This window comes from Candidatus Campbellbacteria bacterium (assembly GCA_024653945.1).
In the GTDB taxonomy this organism is placed as follows: domain Bacteria; phylum Patescibacteriota; class Minisyncoccia; order Phycocordibacterales; family EsbW-18; genus EsbW-18.
Genome location: JANLIT010000004.1, coordinates 26,276 through 45,965, shown reverse-complemented (window position 1 = coordinate 45,965; position 19,690 = coordinate 26,276). Strand labels below are relative to the sequence as shown.

Here is a 19,690-nt window from a genome sequence, read left to right as displayed (position 1 = left end):
TATTTTTCTGCTGAAAAATTTTGCAGCCCCGTCTCGGCCCGTCGGTCTGCGACTTTCTCGTCCCACACGACAAAGCTTCGCTTTGTGGGCCAGGTGGGACTCGAACCCACATCTCATACGAGACACGATCTTAAGTCGTGCGTGTATACCATTCCACCACTGGCCCAAATCCGGCATTTAATTCCCAACACAACAAATCCTCCTGGAGGCACGGGCGGGAATTGAACCCGCGCAATAACGGTTTTGCAGACCGTCGCGTTACCACTTCGCCACCGTGCCACTTCACCTATTCTAAAGGTTTATTGTCATCTGACAATGCCTCAAGTTCGATGCGATTCTTTTCTCCGTAATCGATTTCAAAATCGAAGAAGGGAAGGATGCGTGTTCGTGCACGTTTTTGTGCAAATGCACGAAACTCTTTTCTTTTTCGTTTCAAAAAATCCAACGCAGTGTCTTCATAGGAATCAGGAAGCACACTGATAAAAATACTTAAACGTTTTTCATCAGAAGATAACACTGCGCGTGTGACCGTTACCAACGACTGTCGGTTTGATTCAAGATTCACGAAATCAGCGGCAATGTGTGCAAACAATTCTTCTTTTTGTTCTCGACGTGACATAGATTATCGTGTTACTGACGTGTACGAAATAAGTGTGTCCCCAGTTGCAATAGTGGTAGGAGAATCAACTCGTCCTCCAAACTCTGTTCCAGTGGGAACTTGTTTTACTTGATCTCTATCTTTTTGTAAACCAACAATACGTCCATGTCCAATTTCTTCTTCGCGTCGCACGATGGTCACCGTATCACCAACATGGAACGCCCCCTCATCAACACGTGCACCAAGGACTTGTTTTGTTTTAACCACACTAAAAAGTTTGAGTACGCGCGCTTGACCACAGACCTCTTGCACGGTTTCTTTTGGCTTTCGCTGTGCCACCAGTGCGGCCAACCATTCGGTGAGTTTGTAAATAATAGTTTCAGTGTGCACGGTCATACCAACACGCTCAGCACTAAGGCGCGCCTCGGTTTCCACACTTGTATTAAAACCAATAATCACTGTTCGCACATCACCACCAGCACGCTTCACGTCATTCTCAGATATTGGACCAACTCCCGTAAGAATAATTTTGAGGTCAACTTTTTCTTCCTGAATTTTTGCAATTTCATGTGCGATGGCATCAAGTGAGCCAGACACATCTGCTTTTATAACAATAGGAACAAGCGCGTGTTCTGATGTGTCATCTGGGGAAATGGCTGTAGCCACAGGTGTGTCTATGTGTGTCTCAACAGTTTCAGCACAGAACGCTTCCGCATCTTTCTTTTTATCAAACGTGTGTACTTCAGATCCCACTTCTGGAAGTTCATTCCATCCAATAATAGTTACTGGAGCACACACACTTGCTGTTTCAATGTGTTCGCCTTTAAAATCGTACAAAGCACGCACCGGTGAACAACTTTTTCCAGCAGAAACGGCTGAGCCCTTGGAAAGAGTTCCATTGGTAATGATGAACGTGGCAGAAATTCCTTTCTGTGCATCACGGTGTGCTTCAATAATGATACCTGTTGCAGACACATCTGGTTCTGCGTGCAGTTCTTCAAGAGACGCAACAAGTAAAATCATTTCAAGCAACTCATCAATACCAGTTCCTTTTTTTGCACTAATAGGAATGTAGGGAGTAGAGCCACCGTGACCTTCCACGAAAATACTATTTTCAATAAGATTGGCGACAGTTCGCTCCACATTTGCATTTGGGGCGTCAATTTTGTTGATGGCCACAATGTATGGTATATCCGCATCTTCAATTGCTTGCACGGCTTCTTTTGTTTGCGCTTTAACACCATCTTCTGCAGAAACAACGAGAATGGCAATGTCAGCAACGGAAGCACCTCGTTGGCGCTGGGCCTTAAACGCCTCGTGTCCTGGAGTGTCAATGAAGGTGATTTTTTTCAGTGCACCGGTTTTGTCTTTGTGCACTACTTCGTACGCAGCTGTGTGCTGTGTGATACCTCCTGCCTCTGTGGCAACGATGTTTGTTTTTCGAACATAGTCCAAAAGACTCGATTTACCATGATCAACGTGCCCGAGGACAACGACAATAGGGGGTCGTTCTATGCTTTTGTTACGCAGGGCAGTCATAAGGATAGAAAAAGCGTCTTTCGACGCGGTGCGTGTATTATACAATGTTTTTGTAGAGTATGAAAGGATGCCGTGTGAGCATCATCGGCGTAGTATGAGAGATATGAGTATGTCCAACATGCGCCCAAAAACAACTCGACCTCGTGTGTATCTTGATTATGCGGCGACAACTCCACTTGACCCGCGTGTGGCGGAAGTCATGCATTTGTATGAGACCGATGTATTCGCGAATCCGCGCTCTCCACACGCGTTTGGTATGGAAGCGCGACGTGTCGTTGAAGATGCACGTTCCCGCATAGCAACGTATGTGGGAGTTACTGCAGATGAAGTTCGTTTTACGCATAGTGGAAGTGATGGAAATATGAGGGCTATCATGGGAGTACTGAACGCACTACAAGACAAGGGTATGCTTTTGTCTGACATGCATTGCATCGTGGGGAGCATCGAACATTCCTCCGTTCGTTCGTGTGCAGAGTTACTTTCACGTCGCGGTGTGTCTGTTTCCTATGCACCAGTTACTACTGACGGCATTCTTGATGTTGATAGAACACTCGCACTTATTAAGGATACAACGGTTTTTATTTCGAATATGTTGGTGAACAATGAAATTGGAACAATTCAACCAATTGCGCAACTTGCAGAGCGATTGAAAGATATAAACAAGGGAAGAAAAAACCAGATTGTGTTACACACCGACGCGAGTCAGGCGCCACTATGGCTTCCAGTGGTATTGCCAAACATTGGTGCGGATATGATGACGCTTGATGCGCACAAAATGTATGGACCAAAAGGTATTGGAGCGCTTGTGATAAAGCATGGAACGCCGTACGTGGGTATGTGCGGGACGATTCATAAAATTCAAAAAGATGAAGGTGGTACCCCCAACGTTCCAGCAATTGTTGGTTTTGCAAAAGCGTTTGAACTTTGTGAGCAGGAACGGGACGAGACCGTTGCTCGGATTACGGTGCTACGTGACTATTCTATTGAACAATTACACGCCCGGTTTCCAGATGCGCGCATTCACGGAAGCCTAACAAATCGTGTTGCAAACAATATTAGCGTTTCTTTCCCCAACATTGAAGCTGAGTTTTTGGTGACGCAACTCTCAATGCACGGTATTGCCGCATCAGCCAAAAGTGCCTGTTTGTCTGGAGGAGGTGAGGGTTCATATGTTATTGCGGCACTTGACCCAGAGAGAAAAAATAACGTACTACGTATTTCATTTGGCAAGGAATCAGTACGTGAAGATATTGAGTATGTGATAAGTGTTCTTGTGGACGTGCTCGCATAGCATTCTTGTCGGCACAACAGTTATCATTTATACTAGGAGTATCAAATATATTTTTCTTCCAACATCTAACTTCCAACTTCTACTCTATATGGATATCGAAACACTCAGCAAAATGCAAATAATTCTTTTAACACTATTGGTGTCTTTTGTGACATCAATCGCTACGGGTATTGCAACGGTATCACTTATTGAAAAAGCTCCAGTTGATGTGATGCGCGTTATTGATAGAATTATTGAAAAACCAATTGAAACATTTATACCGGGAGAAAAAGAAGTTATTACAAAAACGGTTGTTGTTCAGGAAAATGAACTTATTGCGCAAGCCATTGAAACCATTCGTCCAAGCATTGTTCGTTTGTATGAAATTGGTCGTACGAAAAATACTTTTGTAGCTTTTGGTATTGTCACAGATGAGGTAGGAACCATGCTGTCCAGTTCGGCATCATTCAAATCGAAAGAAACCTACCTTGCCATGCGTGATGACGGTGTATCAACAAAGGTGATTGCGGGGACCAGTACCGACGGCATCAGCACGTTTACTATTGATCCAGCACAAGAAGGTGAGGTGCTTGTATTCAAACCAGCACCACACGCGTCTATTGTTGATTTAAGACTCGGACAAACCATCGTTGCGTTGAGCGGAAATGAATCGTTTACAATTTCTCCAGGCGTTGTTACAAACATCACGCTTCCTACTCCAGAAAACCAGACAGGTATGGGGCTTATTAAGACAACTATTGATACGGCAGGAATGGCCCTAGGAACGCCTCTAATGACCAATAGGGGCGAGATTGTGGGTATTGTGCATCCAACTGAATTAGGGCTCTTTAGAACGATATTCTCAACGTCTCTGTAAGTAAAAAGAGTCGCGTGCTTGGTTTAGGGTGGGATTGACTATATCGTAAATATAGGTTATTATACTGAAATCTATGCCCCCGTTTCAAAAATTTACAACAAAAGCAAAGGAGGCAATTAAGCGTGCCCACGAGCTTGCCATTGAACGTGGACAAAGTAATGTAGGGGTTTTGCACTTGCTCGCTTCACTCATTCTTCAGGAAGAAAGCATGGTTGCTTCAATTTTGGACAAACTTGAAGTTGATACGATAGCGTTGACCGACGCACTTCTTGATTCCCTTGAGCCAACTGATAGCAATCAGACAGTATCACCTGCATACCAAATGTATTTGACTCCAGAACTTGCGAAGGCCCTTGAGCACTCTTTAAAAATAGCAGCATCTCTTTCAGATAAATTTGTTTCTACCGAACACCTTTTTATCAGTGCTATTGATAGTCCGGGTGAGTCAAAAGAAATCTTAAAACAATTTAAAGTATCTCGTGAGGCAGTTCTCCACGTACTTAAAGAACTTCGTGAGAACCCCGAAACAGCAGAGGGCGGACCCAAAAAACCACGTGCGATTGCTCGATACACACGAAGTCTCACCGTACTCGCAAAAGAAAATAAACTTGACCCCGTGATTGGGCGCGATAAGGAGATTCAGCGAATTATTCAGATTTTATCTCGTCGTACAAAAAACAATCCAATTTTAATCGGTGAAGCTGGAGTAGGAAAAACCGCGGTTGTTGAGGGACTTGCACAACGAATTGCGTCTGGAGACATTCCAGAGTCGTTAAAGGGAAAGGATCTAGTGTCTCTTGACCTCGGTTCTCTTATTGCAGGAACAAAATATCGTGGAGAGTTTGAAGAACGTCTCAAAGCAATCGTAAAAGATATTGAAAATTCAAACGGAAATATTGTTCTCTTTATTGACGAAATTCATACCATTGTTGGTGCTGGAGCTGCAGAGGGTTCGCTTGACGTCTCAAACATGTTAAAGCCGGCGCTTGCGCGCGGTGATTTACGAGCGATTGGCGCCACAACTTTTAAGGAATATCAACGTCACATTGAAAAAGATCCCGCATTAACACGACGTTTTCAACCAGTATTTATTAATGAACCATCTGTAGAAGATGCAGTTGCTATTTTGCGTGGATTAAAAGAAAAGTATGAATTATTCCACGGAGTAAAAATTACTGACGATGCCATTATTGCTGCAGTGGGTCTTTCAAGTCGGTACATTTCTGACCGTTTTTTGCCTGATAAAGCTGTTGACCTCATAGATGAGGCATCATCCGCATTACGTATTTCACTTGAAAACAAACCACCAATTTTGGAGGAGACACACAGAAAAATAATGATGTTGGAGATTGAAAAGGAAGCACTCAAAGGCGAGGCGTCTGGAGTTGGTGAAAAATCTGCAAAGGTGAAGGGGCGAGTGAAGGTGATTGATAAAGAAATTGCGGACCTTAAGGAAACTATTGAAGAAATAGAACTCAAGTGGAAAAATGAAAAAGAAACAATCACTGAAATTAAGGAAATTAAAAAACAAATGGAGCGTGCTCGTCTTGATGCAGAGGCCGCCGAAGCAACTGCCGATTTGGCTCGTGCCGCAGAAATTCGTTATGGAAACATCCCAACACTTGAGAAGGAGCTTGAAACACGAACTGCTCGTTTGAAACGACTTCAAAAATCACGACGTATTCTCAAAGAGGATGTGACAGAGCCAGACATTGCAGAAATTGTGTCACGATGGACAGGTATTCCTGTGTCACGAATGTTAGAAGGTGAGGCACAGAAACTGTCTCGCATGGAAGACGAGCTTCGTCGACGCGTTGTCGGTCAAGACGAAGCCGTTGAAAAAGTATCAAATGCAGTAAAGCGTTCACGTGCTGGTATCGCAGACCCCAACCGACCAATTGGTTCATTCATATTCTTGGGTCCTACAGGTGTTGGAAAAACTGAATTGGCAAAGACGCTTGCGGAATTTATGTTTGATGATGAGAAGGCACTCATTCGTGTTGACATGTCCGAGTTTATGGAGAAACACTCTGTTTCAAAAGTCATTGGTGCGCCTCCAGGATATGTTGGTCATGAAGAGGGGGGCGCACTCACGGAACTCATTCGTCATCGACCGTACAGTGTGATCTTGTTTGATGAGATTGAGAAAGCACATCCAGAAGTATTCAATATTCTTTTGCAGGTTCTTGATGATGGACGACTCACTGACGCAAAGGGGCGCACGGTGAACTTCAAAAATGCAATTCTTATTATGACATCCAACGTCGGTGCACAGTATCTTGACCGTATGCATGGCATCGGATTTGCATCGAGTGATGAAGAGGAACAATCAAGTAAAAATATTCGTGACAAAGTTATGGAAGCGCTTCGTGACCAGTTTCGTCCAGAATTTTTGAACCGTTTGGATGAAATGGTTGTGTTTAACGTGCTTTCAAAAGAGGCGATTGGTAACATTGTTTCTATTCAATTGGAAATTGTGAAGAAACGTTTGGCTGAAAAAGAAATTACCCTTGAAGTTTCTCCTGAGGCGGTGGCGTTTTTGGCAGAAAAGGGATATAACCCAACATATGGTGCACGACCACTCAAGCGCTTGATTCAAGACAAGATTTTGACACGCGTGGCACAGCTCATGGTGTCTCAGGGTATTTTCCAAGGTGGAGCCGTTCTTGTAGATGCACAAAAACAAGAAAATGGAGAAATGGATATTGTCTTCTCTCTTACTAAAAAAGGTACAAGTAAATCTACCAAGTCACGGATTTCAAGAAAGGATAAAGAAATAGCCCACGCATAATTTTGCGTTTACTGTTTTTTTGTTGTAACGTATACCTCGATGCGTCGGTGGCGGAGCGGTCAATCGCACTAGACTGTAAATCTAGCGCCTTCGGGCTACGGAGGTTCGAATCCTCCCCGGCGCACAGAATGAAAAATACACCAGCAATGCCTGGTGTATTTTTCATTCTGACGCTGTTGGAAGAGGAGGATTCGAACACCGGAGCGAAATTTTCAGTAGAAAATTTCGTGAGGTGGTGCCCAGACAAACTTTTGCGACGGCAAAAGTTTAGTCGAGGGAGAAAAGCGTACTCGCGGTCCTCCCCAGCTTCTTATTTCTTCAACTCACTATATTTTACGACATTATTTTTACTTCTTTTTGTTTTTGCTTCGTACATAGCTTGGTCGGCAAAGGTTATCAACCGCTCCAGTGTTTCTGCTTTTGTGGTGTGGAGTGAAGCGACGCCAATACTTGCAGTTACACACGCAGAAGGCTCAAGACAAAGTGTTCCCTCAATGTGCGCTCTTATTTTTTCAGCTTTTATATAGGCATCATCCTCTGTTGTACCGAGCATGGCAACAACAAACTCTTCACCTCCAAAACGACCAACTGCATCAGTGTCACGCATATCGGCTTTGAGTATAGAGCCAATTTTTTTTAGTATTTCATCTCCCGCATCATGTCCCAATGTGTCATTAATATTTTTGAAATTATCCAAATCAATAAAAAGAATAGAGAAGTCGTGAATGGTGACTCCCGTTCTTTTACCCTTATTTTCTTCACTAAATTTTGCCTCTTCAAAGAATGAGGTAAATTCTTCATGAATACCGCGTCTGTTGAGAATTCCTGTCAACTCGTCTTTGTACACCATTGTGCGTAGGTAGTGGAGCTGGGAGTGAAGTTTTTCAATCACGTCATGATCTTTTTCTGCGTCAAAACCAACAGATGCTTGTGAAAGAATCTTTTTAAGATGCTCGGTATCATCAAGTAAGTGCTCCTCATCTAAAATGAGTGTTTTAATATACGACACAGCTTGGTGCAAATCTTGCACGGAAATCTTTTTTTCAGTGGTTTTTTCCTCGGACATAAGGTTAGTATATCGCACTGGGTACCAAAAAGTCATGTTTGCGCGTGACTAATTCCCGTGCTAGTATATCTCCACTATGTCACAAGACGCACTCGTAAAAATGAAATCGACCAAGTCCGACCACATGTATTGGACCCGTCGCAACAAAAAGAGTAAGGGGGCTCAAAATAAAGAGCGCCTTGAATTTAAGAAATTTGACCCAACACTGCGGGAGCATGTTGCGTATAAACAAGTAAAGAAATAAAGAAGCAAAACAGCCCAGCAGGGGCTGTTTTCATAGGGGAAGTAAAACTGGTACAATGCCTAAATAGGGGCCTATATTTTCGCTTACTCGATATAGGCCCTCATTCGGAGACAAAGAGTAAGCAAGCTTCTCTCTGTTCCTCATTTCGGGCCTATAGTTTAGTGGTAAAACTCCGGTCTCCAAAACCGGTGATCGAGGTTCGATTCCTCGTGGGCCCGCATTATAATTAAAATGTAATTTAATATGAGGAATCGAAAGCCGGAAGCAGATATGCTGAGGCGGGGTCGAGAACACTTAGAATTTTTGGTTCCGTAGGAAACAAAAATACTTAGTGATTCGTGACCGATTCCTCGTGGGCCCGCCTTCGGTTCGCAGTAGCAAACCTTCGGCGTGGCGAAGCCCGCAATATGAAAACTGTTTTGTTGATTTTTGCTGGTATATGTATGGGGGCAATTGCTCTCGCTTTTTTTGTACGTATACCACAAGATTCACCGAAGATAGCAACGGTGTCGATTGACGATAAAACACTAGCATTTGAAGTGGTTGATACACCAGAATTAAGAACGCAAGGTCTTAGTGGTCGAAAATCACTGTTGCCAAATACAGGAATGCTTTTTGTTTTTGACACTTCTGATGTATATGGTTTTTGGATGAAGGATATGTTTTTTTCGCTTGATATCATTTGGTTAGATAACAACTTCACCGTTGTGCACCTTGAACAAAATGTGTCACCAGAAACCTATCCAAGTGTCTTTATACCAAACGAAAAAGCCCTGTATGTACTCGAAGTAAATGCTGGCGTATCAAACGAACTACATATCGAGAAGGGAACACAACTTGAGGTGGTATTTAAATAACAAGAAACACAAAAACCCGCGTGAAGCGGGTTTTTATGATAGTACTTGTACGTGTAAGCCGAATTCTGTACCAGCACTCTCTTGCGAGCGCTTGGTGACAATCATTTATCTTGCATCGTATTTACACACGATGTCTTTGCGGTTCTCCATGTTTTTGTAAAACAAAAATATGGCACGACCTTGCATGTAGGTAAGGATTTTGCCGTTTCACTTCGATGTTGCCACCGAAATAATCCACAAGGGATTGTTTGTGCGTTGCCACACAAACCGTCACTGCTCGTACCTCTATACTTGCGTATGGTGGGCGTTACCCACTACCGTCCTGCTAATTTCACCCACCGAAGATGTTTGCACGTTCAAGCGTCCCATTGTAACTTCAAAAAGTTATAGGGCCCCGCCTTCACACTAAAGTGTTTCGGCGGGATGCTCAATTGTTACAACTACCTTCGGTAGGCAAAATTGGCACATGTTCGGACTTTCCTCACTCTGTGAAAGAACACAGGCGCGATTGCCCTGTACAAGCTTCAGAAGTATACGTGTGGTTTTATACAAAAGCAAGTGCCATAAACAACTTATACAATGACTCTTATCCTGTAACCTGGTATCATTTGTGACGAACATAAATCAGTATGATACAAAGGTTTTTTGCACTTTTTTCAACAAAAATAGAGGGTCTTCACCAGGCGGCATATACTATTGCCATTTTCTCGCTTGCATCACAAGTTCTGGGGCTTATTCGAGATAGGTTGCTGGCCCATGCCTTTGGAGCGAGCGCGACTCTAGATGTGTACTATGCCGCCTTTCGAATTCCAGACGTGGTGTTTGCGTCCATCGCGTCATTTGTGTCTCTATTCGTTCTTATTCCGTTTCTTGCAAAAAAAATAGATGATAGGGAGGATGCTCGCCGTTTTCTTTCTGAGATAACAACCGTATTCACATTCTTCATGGTTGGCGTGAGTGCTGTTCTGTGGTTTTTCATTCCAGCTCTTTCAGATTTTCTGTATCCAGGATTTTCACCAGAACAACACGACACATTGGTTATGCTGACACGAATTCTTCTTCTTTCTCCAATATTTCTTGGTCTTTCTAACATTGTGGCGAGCGTTACTCAAATTACAAAAAAGTTTTTTGTGTACGCGATTTCTCCGCTTGTGTATAACATCGGTATTATTGTTGGTGTCGTGGTGCTGTATCCGATGTTTGGAATTCAAGGACTTACGTACGGTGTCGTTCTTGGCGCCGTGCTCCACCTCTGTGTGCAAATTCCCACTCTTATCAAAGAGCGACTTGTGCCAAAACTTACACGTACCATTTCATGGCCAGATATTAAATTATTGGTTATGGTTTCTATTCCACGGACAATGACTCTCGCGTTCGATCAAATTATATTAATGATACTCATTGGTATGGCGTCGCGTTTTCCTGAAGGGTCCATTGCTGTATTTACATTTGCATTAAATATTAATCTTGCACCACTCACCATTATTGGTGTTTCATATTCTGTTGCGGCATTTCCGACATTGGTAAATCTTTTTTCAGAAGGGAAGCGAGACGTTTTTATAGATCATTTATTAGTTGCTGTTCGGCACATTCTCTTTTGGTCTCTCCCGGCAACTGTGTTATTTATCGTATTGCGTGCACACATCGTCCGCCTTCTGTTGGGATCGGGTGCATTTGATTGGTCAGCAACACGTTTAACTGCCGCAGTAATGGCAATGCTTGTGGTCTCACTTGTTGCACATAGTTTGGTGCTACTTTTTGTTCGTGGGTACTATGCTGCTGGAAAAACGGCTCGACCGTTTTGGATTAATGTTTCTACATCGGTCCTCACACTTCTTACTGCGTACGGGAGTGTGTGGCTCTACCGTTCATTTGAAGGGGTACGGTTTTTTGTGGAATCACTCTTTCGTATCAGCGATGTTTCTGGTGCTGTTATTATTATGCTTTCATTTGGATATACCGTTGGCATGATGTGCAATGCGACCGCTTTCTGGTTACTTTTCAGACACGATTTCGGTGGCCACCTTCCTTCTAGTATGTATAAAACGTTTTGGCAAAGTTTTGCTGCTTCAATAATCGCTGGAGCGGGTGCGTATATGACCCTACATGTGCTTGAACCTTTTATAAATCTTGATTCGTTCGCTGGAGTTCTTGTGCACGGAGTAAGTGCGGGTATTGTTGGAGTGGCCGCGGGTGTTTTGGTGCTCATTGGTCTAAAAAATAACGAGCTTGCAGAGATGTGGCAAACAGTCCATGTTAAATTCTGGCGCACAAAACCTATTGCACCAAGTCCAGAAGAATTGTAGTACTCCTTTCACAACGCTGTTTTTCTGGTAGGATTGACCTACTATGCCATCACGACTCATTAGAAATTTTAGTATTATCGCCCACATTGATCACGGTAAGTCCACATTGGCTGACCGCATGCTTGAGGTGACACATACCATAGAGAAACGAAAAATGCGCGAGCAGGTGCTTGATTCAATGGATTTGGAGCGTGAGCGCGGTATTACCATCAAAATGGCCCCTGTACGCATGGATTTCAGCACAGGGGGGGAGAAGCACGTTCTTAACCTCATTGACACACCTGGACATATAGATTTCTCATATGAGGTATCGCGCGCCCTCAAGGCCGTTGAAGGAACACTGTTACTTGTTGACGCAACACAAGGAGTGCAGGCACAAACACTTACCACACTTGCTATGGCGCGCGAACAAGGTCTTACCATAATTCCAGTGCTTTCAAAAATTGATTCACCCCTTGCACGTATTGAGGATGTTGCATTGGAAATTATTGAAATACTTACCTGTGACCCCAACACTATTATGAAAGTGTCAGGACGAACAGGAGAGGGTGTCGCCGAATTATTGGAAGAAATAGTACGACGTATTCCACCACCAAAAGAACCAACAGGTGAAAAGTTACAAGCGCTTGTTTTTGATTTTACGTATTCAAACCATCGCGGAATTATTGTGCATACCCGTATTGTAAACGGAAGTGTGTCCGGCAAAGACAGACTCTCTTTTGTTGCCGCGGGTGAGGAATGTTTCGCAGGAGAGGTTGGTGTGTTCACACCACAAGAGCATCTCATGGAATCTCTCGGTCCTGGTGAGATTGGATACATCGTGACGGGTATTAAAAAACCAGGTATTGCATCTGTTGGTGACACACTCACTAAACCAAAAGATCCAGCAGAAGCCCTCCCTGGATATCAACAACCAAAGCCAGTTGTGTGGGCAAGTATTTTTCCTGAAGGACAAGATGACTTCACACTACTGCGACAAGCACTTGAACGTTTGCGTCTTTCTGACTCGTCTCTTTCATATGAAGAGGAAGCATCAGGAACACTTGGTCGCGGATTTCGTTGTGGTTTTTTGGGAATGCTTCATCTTGAAATTGTGACCGAACGATTGCGCCGAGAGTCCAATCTTTCAATGATTGTGACCACGCCATCAATTACGTATGAAGTTACCTACAAAAATGGTGAAACAGAAATGATTTATTCTCCAGCTCTTTTTCCAGACCATGGCACAGCAACACGAATACGTGAGCCGTGGGTTGCTGTGCACCTCATTACACCATCGGCATATATGAATGCTCTCATGCAATTACTGTATGACCACGAGGCTTCGTTGGAGGATTCAAAAACATTTCGTGATGGACGTGTATCGCTTTCTCTTGCGATGCCACTACGTGAATTAATGCGTGGATTTTTTGATGCGGTAAAAAGTGTGACGGCGGGCTACGCATCTCTGTCATATGAATTGACCGAAATGAAAGACGCGGATGTGGTCCGTCTGGATATTCTTGTTGCGGACGAAGTGGTAACAGCATTTTCACGCGTTGTATCACACAGAACTCTCGAGGAAGAAGCCCGCAAGGCGGTAGAAAAACTTGCATCAGCTCTTCCACGACAATTATTTGTGACAAAGATTCAGGCGCGTGCCAAGGGGCGTATTGTTGCCTCAGATAGTTTGAAGGCCATGCGAAAAGACGTGACTGGATATTTGTATGGAGGTGATATTACGCGAAAAATGAAACTCTTAGAAAAACAAAAGAGAGGAAAGAAGAAAATGCTTAAAAACGCAAAAGTAAACATTCCCCACGATGTGTTCCTCAAAATGGTTAAAGAGTAGAGTCGGGTAAGGGTTTATTAGAAAATGGATGGTGTATAGAGGGCAATCATACTGATGATAACCAAAATAACGACCACCATCCAAATCGCCCTTACCACCTTTTGTGTTTTCTTTTGAAATAGCATATAACAAAAAAGATTGTACCACAGCATTTTGCGGTATACTAGATTTACTCTATGGCAGACTTTAGACAACGACAACGAGCTCGAAAGTTACTCTACTCAAACGTTACTATCGCAGTATTACTTGGGCTACTGTTTATTGGTGGAAAAGAGCTCTGGGATATTTTTCAAAAAAAAGAACAAGCAGAAGAGGCACGTGCGCGTGTACAAGGACAGTATGAAGATCTTATACAACGCAAGGAATTTCTTTCTTCTGAAATAGAATCTATGGAAACAGTTGCGGGTGTTGAATCAAAGTTACGCGAACGATATAGTATTGCTAAATCTGGAGAAAAAGTGATTATACTCATCAATGATGAAGAAGCGTCGAGTACAGAAGAAGTGGAAGTTGGGTGGTGGGGTAGGTTGTGGGAGTGGTTGTGGTAGAACAAGCGGGTACAGGTTTGAGTTTCAGAATGTGACATTCTTCCCGATTTACACACCCAGTAGGTGAATCAGTAGATTCACTCTTGGAGTACATTCTCTTGAATCACGAGTGAAACGAGTGTATTGTAAATCGCAATCCTGAAGAATTTTGCGAGTGTAGTTCAGTGGTCGAATGGATGCTTCCCAAGCATCTGACGCGGGTTCGATTCCCGCCACTCGCACAATCAAAAAATTATTTTTTTGATGGATGCGCGGGAATCGAAGGCCGGACCAAATTATCACAGTGTGACAATTTGGGAGGCGGGGTCGAGAGTACTTATGAGCGAAGCGAATTAGTAACTCGTGACCGATTCCCACCACTCGCACAGGTCCGCAAAATTATTGCAGGGCCAAGGTTAAGACCCGAGTTCGACCCGCCTGCCGGCAGGCAGGTTCTCGCTACTCGCACATTATGTTGAATTGGAGAAAAAAACTTGTTGCAGAACTCACTGGTGACGTACTTGAGATTGGTGTTGGAGCAGGGCAAAACATACCACTGTATACACACGCCTCTTCTGTCGCTGGTATTGAACCTAACTATGAGCAGTACCAAAAAGCAGTGAAGGTTGCAGGTGGTGTTAAGATACCAGTAAGTATTACACACATATCAGCTGAGAACCTCCCCTTTTCTAACGGTAGTTTTGACCACGTTGTCTCTAGTCTTGTTTTGTGTTCCGTCTCTAACCAAAAAAAGGTTCTTAATGAGATTGAGCGAGTACTTCGTCCAGGTGGGGTACTGCATATGGTTGAACATATTCGTCCCTCCAACACATGTCTTCGCTATATTGCTGATAGAGCAACACCACGGTGGTCAGCGTTTGCCTATAATTGTCACCTGAATCGGCCAACACTCGAAACACTACAAGAATCTGGTTGGAGTGTGGTTATTGATTGGAAAATGGGATTTATTATCCGAGCACACGCTACGCCACGTAGAATCACTTCAAGTGCCCCCACCCCGAATTGAACGAGGATTTTTTCCTTAGGACGGAACTGCTCTATCCGTTGAGCTATGGGGGCTTTATACAACTTCTTACTATATACTAAATCCTATATACGATATACTACTCATATGACACCTGAAGAAAAAAAACTTCTTGAAGAAACCGCCACACTTGCAAAAGAAACAAATATTCTTGTTAGAAAAATGTATCGACACATTATGGTGGGAAGTGTTATGCGTGTAGTCTATTGGGCAATTATTATCGGTGCTTCGGTTGGTGCGTTCTACCTTATACAACCCTACATTGATACAATACAATCTTTAACAGGAAATGGTGATGGGGAACAAAGTAGCATTGAAAGTTTTTTTAATTTTTAGGTGACTGAAAGGAGGTGGAAGAGGGTAAAAAAACATGATATTGTGGCCTTCAAGGGAACTTGAAAGGAAGGTGGCGCTTGGGTAGCTCAGTTGGTAGAGCATCGCCCTGAAGAGGCGGGGGTCACCGGTTCGAGCCCGGTCCCAAGCACCAGTAACAAAAAAACCGCCCGAAGGCGGTTTTTTTGATTTAAATTGTTCGGATACGAAGTTTTGTTTGTCTCTGCTTATCTATCTTTGGTAGACGGATAGTGAGAAGTCCATTTTTAATCTCTGCAATCGCATCTTCTGATTTTACTTCCGCAGGGAGAAGAATGGTTCTGGCAAATGTTCCCCAATACAATTCTCGATGAAAGTAATCACTATCATCTGCTTCATACACTTCACGGCGTGAACCTTTGATAATCACCATTTCTTGACTGATGGACACATCCAAGTCATCAAGTCCTACACCAGCAACCATGGTCTTAATGATGATTTCAGTTGGTGTTTGACTCACATCAACAGCAAGCTCCGCTTCGTGCTCGTGGTCTTCAGCAAGCGTTCCAATACTTTCACGGCGCACGATGTCTTTTGCGTCTTGTTCGTCGTCAAGAAAATCGTCATCCGTATTGATAGCCCCAGTGAGTCGTTGAAAGAATGATTGTTTTTTCATGAAATAGGTGTGAGGTACGTTACTGTTTTATAAAGTGTTACTTTCAGTATTCTTAATTGTACCACCCGTAGAACAACTTGCTACACCACACCCTGTGGATGGACACGTTTTACGTCTTCAAACAAGAGCATGAGCCCAATGACGAGTATCCAGAGCATTGCAAACACATAGAAAAGACCACCAGCACCACCCTGCACAATAAAGTAGTTGAATGCTGTGTGAAGGGCAACAGCACCGATAAGTCCGGCCAAAAAGTATTCGTGGCGTATTTTTTTCTTTTTGTAAAAGGAAAGAGCAACCATACCTCCAATAACACACGAAGCAACCACATGTAAGAGTGATGTTCCAATAAAACGGATGTTTCCTGTGAGTATTCCCACGAACGCATCGCCTTCAATAAGTGGGTTGAGGAGGAAGAGCATATTTTCTGCTGCTGCAAATCCAAGTGCGGCCGTGAGCAAGTACACCATTGCGTCAATAGGTTCATCTTCTGCTTGTGTGTGCATGCCACCGATGTAGGCAGCACCATACTTGAGGGACTCTTCAATAAGCGCCCATACAATAAATATAAAAAGGGGAGCGGTTGAAATGAGCTCGGCTGCTTTTTCCAAGGGAATTGCAACCACTACGCCGGCCATACCAAGAAAAAAACAAGCTACCAAAAGATGCCGAGGTTCTGGGTGTTTTCTATCTTCACGTAGCCAAAACCAAAGCCAAAAAAAGGCGGGGATGGATCCTCCTAAAAATGCTATGACAACTGATTGAAAGATCGGCATGAAATTATGTACGTGGCCATGGAGCTACCATAATCATATCAGTTTCTGTGTGGGGAAGTGAACTCCAAATTTCCTCGGTAACGAATGGCATAAGTGGGTGGAGAAGTTTGAGTGATGTGGTTAGGATATGCATCAAGGTCCACTGTGCACTTCGTTTTGCTTTCTCATCAATACCAACAAGAATATCCTTTCGTTCCTCAAGAATAACATCGGCAAGTGTGTGCCACACATAATGATAGAGTTTTTCTCCTGCAAGGTAGAGCTGATATTGTTCATACTCTTCGGTAACTTCTTTTGTAAGAGCCGAAAGTTCTTCAAGACGAGCGATGTCTTCAGCGCGAAGTTCCGGTTGCTCCTTTGGAACACCCTCTGTGTTGTCTAGGACAAATCGTGTGACGTTCCAAATTTTATTTGAAAACTTTTTATATGCGCGCACCTTGTCTTCAGTAAAGTTGCTGTCATTACCAGGACCGATACCAACAACGAGCGACATGCGCAATGCGTCAGCCCCGTACGATTTGATAATATCCAAAGGATCTACCCCGTTTCCTGCAGATTTACTAAATTTACGTCCTTGCGCGTCTCGGAGCATGCCGTGCAGGTACACTGTCTTAAACGGAACACTGCCAAGTAGGTAGCCACTCATGAGAATCATTCGCGCAACCCAGAAAAAGAGTATTTCGTATCCAGGGGCCATAACTGTATTTGGGAAGAATGTTTGTAGGTCTGATGTCTCTTGGGGCCATCCGAGGGTAGAAAACGGCCACAAAGCCGAAGAAAACCACGTATCAAGCGTATCTTCATCCTGAATCCAATCGTTACCCTGGGGTGCTTCAATACCAACATATATTTCATCTCCCCGATACCACACTGGTATTTGGTGTCCATACCAAATTTGTCGCGAGATACACCAATCACGGAGGTTGTCTATCCAGTGGAAATATATTTTTTCAAACCGGTCGGGAAGAACGTGTATTGCTCCGCCCAGGACACCCTTACGCATAATTTCCTTGAGGGTGGTCGTTGCTCCTGAAGTGATGCTTGGGATGGTCGAGTGGGGAAGAACAAATTCTTTGGTTACGTTCACGAACCATTGTTTCATTATCTGCGGTTCGATTTTTCCGCCAGAGCGTTGTGCGGTAGCAATATTGTGTACATAGTTTTCTTCGACGCGGGTAACAAGACCTTTTTGTTGTAGTTTTTCAACAATTTTTTCTCGCGCGTCGGTAATTTTCATTCCCGCAAATTCTTGTGCAATAGGGAGCAGACGTCCGTGTGAGTCAATAATCTGTTCGTAGTCGAGGCCGTGGCGTACTGCCATATCAAAGTCAACCATACTGTGCCACGGTGTAATAGTCATCACCCCAGTACCGAATTCCATATCAATACTTTCGTCCTTAACGACGGTTGCAGTGATTGGCCCGTTAATCCACTCAAGTTCAATTTTCTGCCCATGTGTGTATCCCGCGTATCGTGTGTCCGCTGGATGCATGACGACATATTTGTCACCGAATTTCGTTTCTGGTCGTGCGGTGCTGATTTCAAATGGGCCATACTTGAAATAATACAATTTTGTTTTTTCTTCCACATACTCAATTTCATCATCCGAAATAACCGTCTGACCCTTCGGGTCCCAGTTAACAATTTTCTTGCCCTGGTAGATGAGCCCTTCATCATACATTCGCTTGAATGTGGTACGCACGGCGAACGAACGTTTTTCATCGAGGGTGAATGCTTCACGCGACCAATCAAGTGACGCGCCTGTTGCGCGTACTTGTGACACAATCGTATCGTGTGAATTTTGTGCGAAGGCATTTACTCGTTTTAGGAATTTTTCACGGCCCAAGTCACTACGACGGACCCCCTCTTTTTCAAGAATTTTTTCAACTCTCGTTTGTGTGGCGATTGCCGCATGGTCAGTTCCGGGCACCCAGAGAGTTTTTTTGCCACGCATACGGGCAAAGCGAATCATTGCATCTTGTAGTGAGTCTTCAAGTGCGTGGCCAAGATGGAGTGTACCCGTCACATTTGGTGGGGGAAGGACGATACAAAATGGCGGGGCGTCGGCCGAGGTAACCCCCTTTTGTACACACACATCAGGATTGAAATAACCGCTCTCTTCCCATCGTGTGTATGTGTCTTTTTCTGTTTGTACTGGATTATATGGTTTGAGGAATTTGTCAGGAGTCATACGACCATTCTAGCAACAGAAAGATAAAGCTGAAAGAGCCGTTTCCCGAAGGTTTAACCTTCGCGAAGGTTAAACCTTCGGGGAGAGCCAAGTTTTAACACTTTCCATAAAATCTTGTGGAGTACTACAGTACTCAGGCAAAGCACTCTTATTTATGATGCAATTATGAACGCGTGTTTTGCCGAGATAGTCGAGATAACTTGAGTGCGGGTATTCTTTTAGGTACATTTCAGCTCTTTGTAAATTCAGGATGCCGTCTTTTTTCCAGTTCGGTTCAATAATTTTGACAGGATTGAGATGAATATACGCAATAAGGTAGGAAAGATATTGGTCGGTATTTGCGTGTGATGATTTGTATGTTCCTTGAAAAAGTGCCCCGGTGTGTTTATATCGTTTATTGAAGTACATTGTGTATCCTGTGGTTAGTTTTTGCATAAATTTACTGGCACCACCCTCGGCCATTTCCTTTATGAGAATGTGAAAATGGTTTGGCATAAGGCAATACGTACAGATATCAACTATTCGATTGCCACCCCTTGTTCTGTAGGCTTTTTGAAGCGTACCTCCTTGCTCTCGAGCATCTACGTATTTTGTGGTATTGCATAGATACATCAGGGACAAAAAACGATCATAGTCATATTTATTAGTGAAAACTATTCTTTTTTCGACGCCCCGGTTATAGAGATGGTAAAACTCACCCAGAGCAAGTGCCACTTTTCTTCCCATAAGATTTACGAAGGTTAAACCTTCGTTCGGTAATTTACACCACAGGGATGAAATTTTT

General features: G+C 43.6%; 17 protein-coding genes and 7 tRNA genes. 14 read left to right on the top strand and 10 right to left on the bottom strand.

Annotation, left to right across the window (positions count from 1 at the left end):
• Positions 1–85: 85 nt before the first annotated feature.
• The 4 genes from NUW02_03240 to infB form a co-directional block, all read right to left on the bottom strand.
• Positions 86–166, bottom strand: a tRNA-Leu gene (locus NUW02_03240).
• A gap of 37 nt (positions 167–203) precedes the next feature.
• Positions 204–279, bottom strand: a tRNA-Cys gene (locus tag NUW02_03235).
• Positions 280–286: 7 nt separating this feature from the next.
• Complete coding sequence (locus NUW02_03230; protein ID MCR4275027.1) at positions 287–619, bottom strand: hypothetical protein; 333 nt, start codon at positions 617–619, stop codon at positions 287–289.
• Between the two features lie 3 nt (positions 620–622).
• On the bottom strand, positions 623–2,137 hold the full coding sequence (infB, locus tag NUW02_03225; GenBank protein MCR4275026.1) for a translation initiation factor IF-2: 1,515 nt from the start codon (positions 2,135–2,137) through the stop codon (positions 623–625).
• A 109-nt stretch (positions 2,138–2,246) separates the two neighbouring features.
• On the opposite strand from infB, the gene NUW02_03220 reads away from it, so the two are divergent.
• The 4 genes from NUW02_03220 (at position 2,247) to NUW02_03205 (ending at position 7,199) form a co-directional block, all read left to right on the top strand.
• On the top strand, positions 2,247–3,428 hold the full coding sequence (locus tag NUW02_03220) for a cysteine desulfurase (GenBank protein MCR4275025.1): 1,182 nt from the start codon (positions 2,247–2,249) through the stop codon (positions 3,426–3,428).
• Positions 3,429–3,516: 88 nt separating this feature from the next.
• Positions 3,517–4,284, top strand: a complete 768-nt coding sequence (locus NUW02_03215) for a hypothetical protein (protein ID MCR4275024.1) — start codon at positions 3,517–3,519, stop codon at positions 4,282–4,284.
• A gap of 73 nt (positions 4,285–4,357) precedes the next feature.
• Positions 4,358–7,075, top strand: coding sequence for an AAA family ATPase (locus NUW02_03210; GenBank protein MCR4275023.1), 2,718 nt, complete (start codon positions 4,358–4,360; stop codon positions 7,073–7,075).
• Positions 7,076–7,116: 41 nt separating this feature from the next.
• A tRNA-Tyr gene (locus tag NUW02_03205) sits at positions 7,117–7,199 on the top strand.
• A 186-nt stretch (positions 7,200–7,385) separates the two neighbouring features.
• Here NUW02_03205 and NUW02_03200 read toward each other — a convergent pair.
• A complete protein-coding gene (locus NUW02_03200) occupies positions 7,386–8,141 on the bottom strand; it encodes a GGDEF domain-containing protein (protein MCR4275022.1) in 756 nt (251 codons plus the stop codon).
• Between the two features lie 76 nt (positions 8,142–8,217).
• Here NUW02_03200 and rpmG point away from each other — a divergent pair, with 76 nt between their 5' ends.
• The 8 genes from rpmG (at position 8,218) to NUW02_03160 (ending at position 14,933) form a co-directional block, all read left to right on the top strand.
• A complete protein-coding gene (gene rpmG / locus NUW02_03195; protein ID MCR4275021.1) occupies positions 8,218–8,385 on the top strand; it encodes a 50S ribosomal protein L33 in 168 nt (55 codons plus the stop codon).
• A 147-nt stretch (positions 8,386–8,532) separates the two neighbouring features.
• Positions 8,533–8,603, top strand: a tRNA-Trp gene (locus NUW02_03190).
• A gap of 189 nt (positions 8,604–8,792) precedes the next feature.
• On the top strand, positions 8,793–9,242 hold the full coding sequence (locus NUW02_03185) for a DUF192 domain-containing protein (protein MCR4275020.1): 450 nt from the start codon (positions 8,793–8,795) through the stop codon (positions 9,240–9,242).
• A 629-nt stretch (positions 9,243–9,871) separates the two neighbouring features.
• Positions 9,872–11,548, top strand: coding sequence for a murein biosynthesis integral membrane protein MurJ (gene murJ, locus NUW02_03180; protein MCR4275019.1), 1,677 nt, complete (start codon positions 9,872–9,874; stop codon positions 11,546–11,548).
• Between the two features lie 43 nt (positions 11,549–11,591).
• Complete coding sequence (lepA, locus tag NUW02_03175; GenBank protein MCR4275018.1) at positions 11,592–13,379, top strand: translation elongation factor 4; 1,788 nt, start codon at positions 11,592–11,594, stop codon at positions 13,377–13,379.
• 176 nt (positions 13,380–13,555) lie between these two features.
• Positions 13,556–13,927, top strand: coding sequence for a hypothetical protein (locus NUW02_03170; protein ID MCR4275017.1), 372 nt, complete (start codon positions 13,556–13,558; stop codon positions 13,925–13,927).
• Between the two features lie 150 nt (positions 13,928–14,077).
• Positions 14,078–14,148: transfer RNA gene (locus NUW02_03165), tRNA-Gly, on the top strand.
• Positions 14,149–14,378: 230 nt separating this feature from the next.
• Positions 14,379–14,933, top strand: a complete 555-nt coding sequence (locus NUW02_03160; protein ID MCR4275016.1) for a methyltransferase domain-containing protein — start codon at positions 14,379–14,381, stop codon at positions 14,931–14,933.
• On the opposite strand, the gene NUW02_03155 is transcribed toward NUW02_03160, so the two are convergent.
• A tRNA-Arg gene (locus NUW02_03155) sits at positions 14,915–14,986 on the bottom strand. The two genes, NUW02_03160 and NUW02_03155, sit on opposite strands and share 19 nt — an antisense overlap.
• Before the next feature lie 52 nt (positions 14,987–15,038).
• Between NUW02_03155 and NUW02_03150 the strand changes: the two genes are divergently transcribed.
• A complete protein-coding gene (locus NUW02_03150) occupies positions 15,039–15,287 on the top strand; it encodes a hypothetical protein (protein ID MCR4275015.1) in 249 nt (82 codons plus the stop codon).
• Positions 15,288–15,362: 75 nt separating this feature from the next.
• Positions 15,363–15,438 (top strand) — tRNA-Phe (locus tag NUW02_03145).
• A 36-nt stretch (positions 15,439–15,474) separates the two neighbouring features.
• On the opposite strand, the gene NUW02_03140 is transcribed toward NUW02_03145, so the two are convergent.
• From NUW02_03140 to NUW02_03125, 4 genes are all read right to left on the bottom strand, one after another.
• Positions 15,475–15,939, bottom strand: coding sequence for an Hsp20/alpha crystallin family protein (locus NUW02_03140; protein MCR4275014.1), 465 nt, complete (start codon positions 15,937–15,939; stop codon positions 15,475–15,477).
• Between the two features lie 80 nt (positions 15,940–16,019).
• Complete coding sequence (locus NUW02_03135; protein MCR4275013.1) at positions 16,020–16,715, bottom strand: PrsW family intramembrane metalloprotease; 696 nt, start codon at positions 16,713–16,715, stop codon at positions 16,020–16,022.
• A 4-nt stretch (positions 16,716–16,719) separates the two neighbouring features.
• A complete protein-coding gene (locus NUW02_03130; protein MCR4275012.1) occupies positions 16,720–18,906 on the bottom strand; it encodes a valine--tRNA ligase in 2,187 nt (728 codons plus the stop codon).
• Positions 18,907–18,975: 69 nt separating this feature from the next.
• Positions 18,976–19,518: a transposase gene (locus NUW02_03125; GenBank protein MCR4275011.1), complete on the bottom strand. Its 543-nt coding sequence runs from the start codon at positions 19,516–19,518 to the stop codon at positions 18,976–18,978.
• Positions 19,519–19,690 lie beyond the last annotated feature (172 nt).

Coding starts and splice junctions, on each gene's coding strand:
- NUW02_03160 (MCR4275016.1), top strand. CDS start 14,379: ATGTTGAATTGGAGAAAAAAACTTGTTGCAGAACTCACTGGTGACGTA.
- infB (MCR4275026.1), bottom strand. CDS start 2,137: ATGACTGCCCTGCGTAACAAAAGCATAGAACGACCCCCTATTGTCGTT.
- NUW02_03210 (MCR4275023.1), top strand. CDS start 4,358: ATGCCCCCGTTTCAAAAATTTACAACAAAAGCAAAGGAGGCAATTAAG.
- NUW02_03185 (MCR4275020.1), top strand. CDS start 8,793: ATGAAAACTGTTTTGTTGATTTTTGCTGGTATATGTATGGGGGCAATT.
- NUW02_03215 (MCR4275024.1), top strand. CDS start 3,517: ATGGATATCGAAACACTCAGCAAAATGCAAATAATTCTTTTAACACTA.
- NUW02_03170 (MCR4275017.1), top strand. CDS start 13,556: ATGGCAGACTTTAGACAACGACAACGAGCTCGAAAGTTACTCTACTCA.
- NUW02_03130 (MCR4275012.1), bottom strand. CDS start 18,906: ATGACTCCTGACAAATTCCTCAAACCATATAATCCAGTACAAACAGAA.
- murJ (MCR4275019.1), top strand. CDS start 9,872: ATGATACAAAGGTTTTTTGCACTTTTTTCAACAAAAATAGAGGGTCTT.
- NUW02_03150 (MCR4275015.1), top strand. CDS start 15,039: ATGACACCTGAAGAAAAAAAACTTCTTGAAGAAACCGCCACACTTGCA.
- NUW02_03140 (MCR4275014.1), bottom strand. CDS start 15,939: ATGAAAAAACAATCATTCTTTCAACGACTCACTGGGGCTATCAATACG.
- rpmG (MCR4275021.1), top strand. CDS start 8,218: ATGTCACAAGACGCACTCGTAAAAATGAAATCGACCAAGTCCGACCAC.
- lepA (MCR4275018.1), top strand. CDS start 11,592: ATGCCATCACGACTCATTAGAAATTTTAGTATTATCGCCCACATTGAT.
- NUW02_03125 (MCR4275011.1), bottom strand. CDS start 19,518: ATGTATCTATGCAATACCACAAAATACGTAGATGCTCGAGAGCAAGGA.
- NUW02_03200 (MCR4275022.1), bottom strand. CDS start 8,141: ATGTCCGAGGAAAAAACCACTGAAAAAAAGATTTCCGTGCAAGATTTG.
- NUW02_03220 (MCR4275025.1), top strand. CDS start 2,247: ATGTCCAACATGCGCCCAAAAACAACTCGACCTCGTGTGTATCTTGAT.
- NUW02_03230 (MCR4275027.1), bottom strand. CDS start 619: ATGTCACGTCGAGAACAAAAAGAAGAATTGTTTGCACACATTGCCGCT.
- NUW02_03135 (MCR4275013.1), bottom strand. CDS start 16,715: ATGCCGATCTTTCAATCAGTTGTCATAGCATTTTTAGGAGGATCCATC.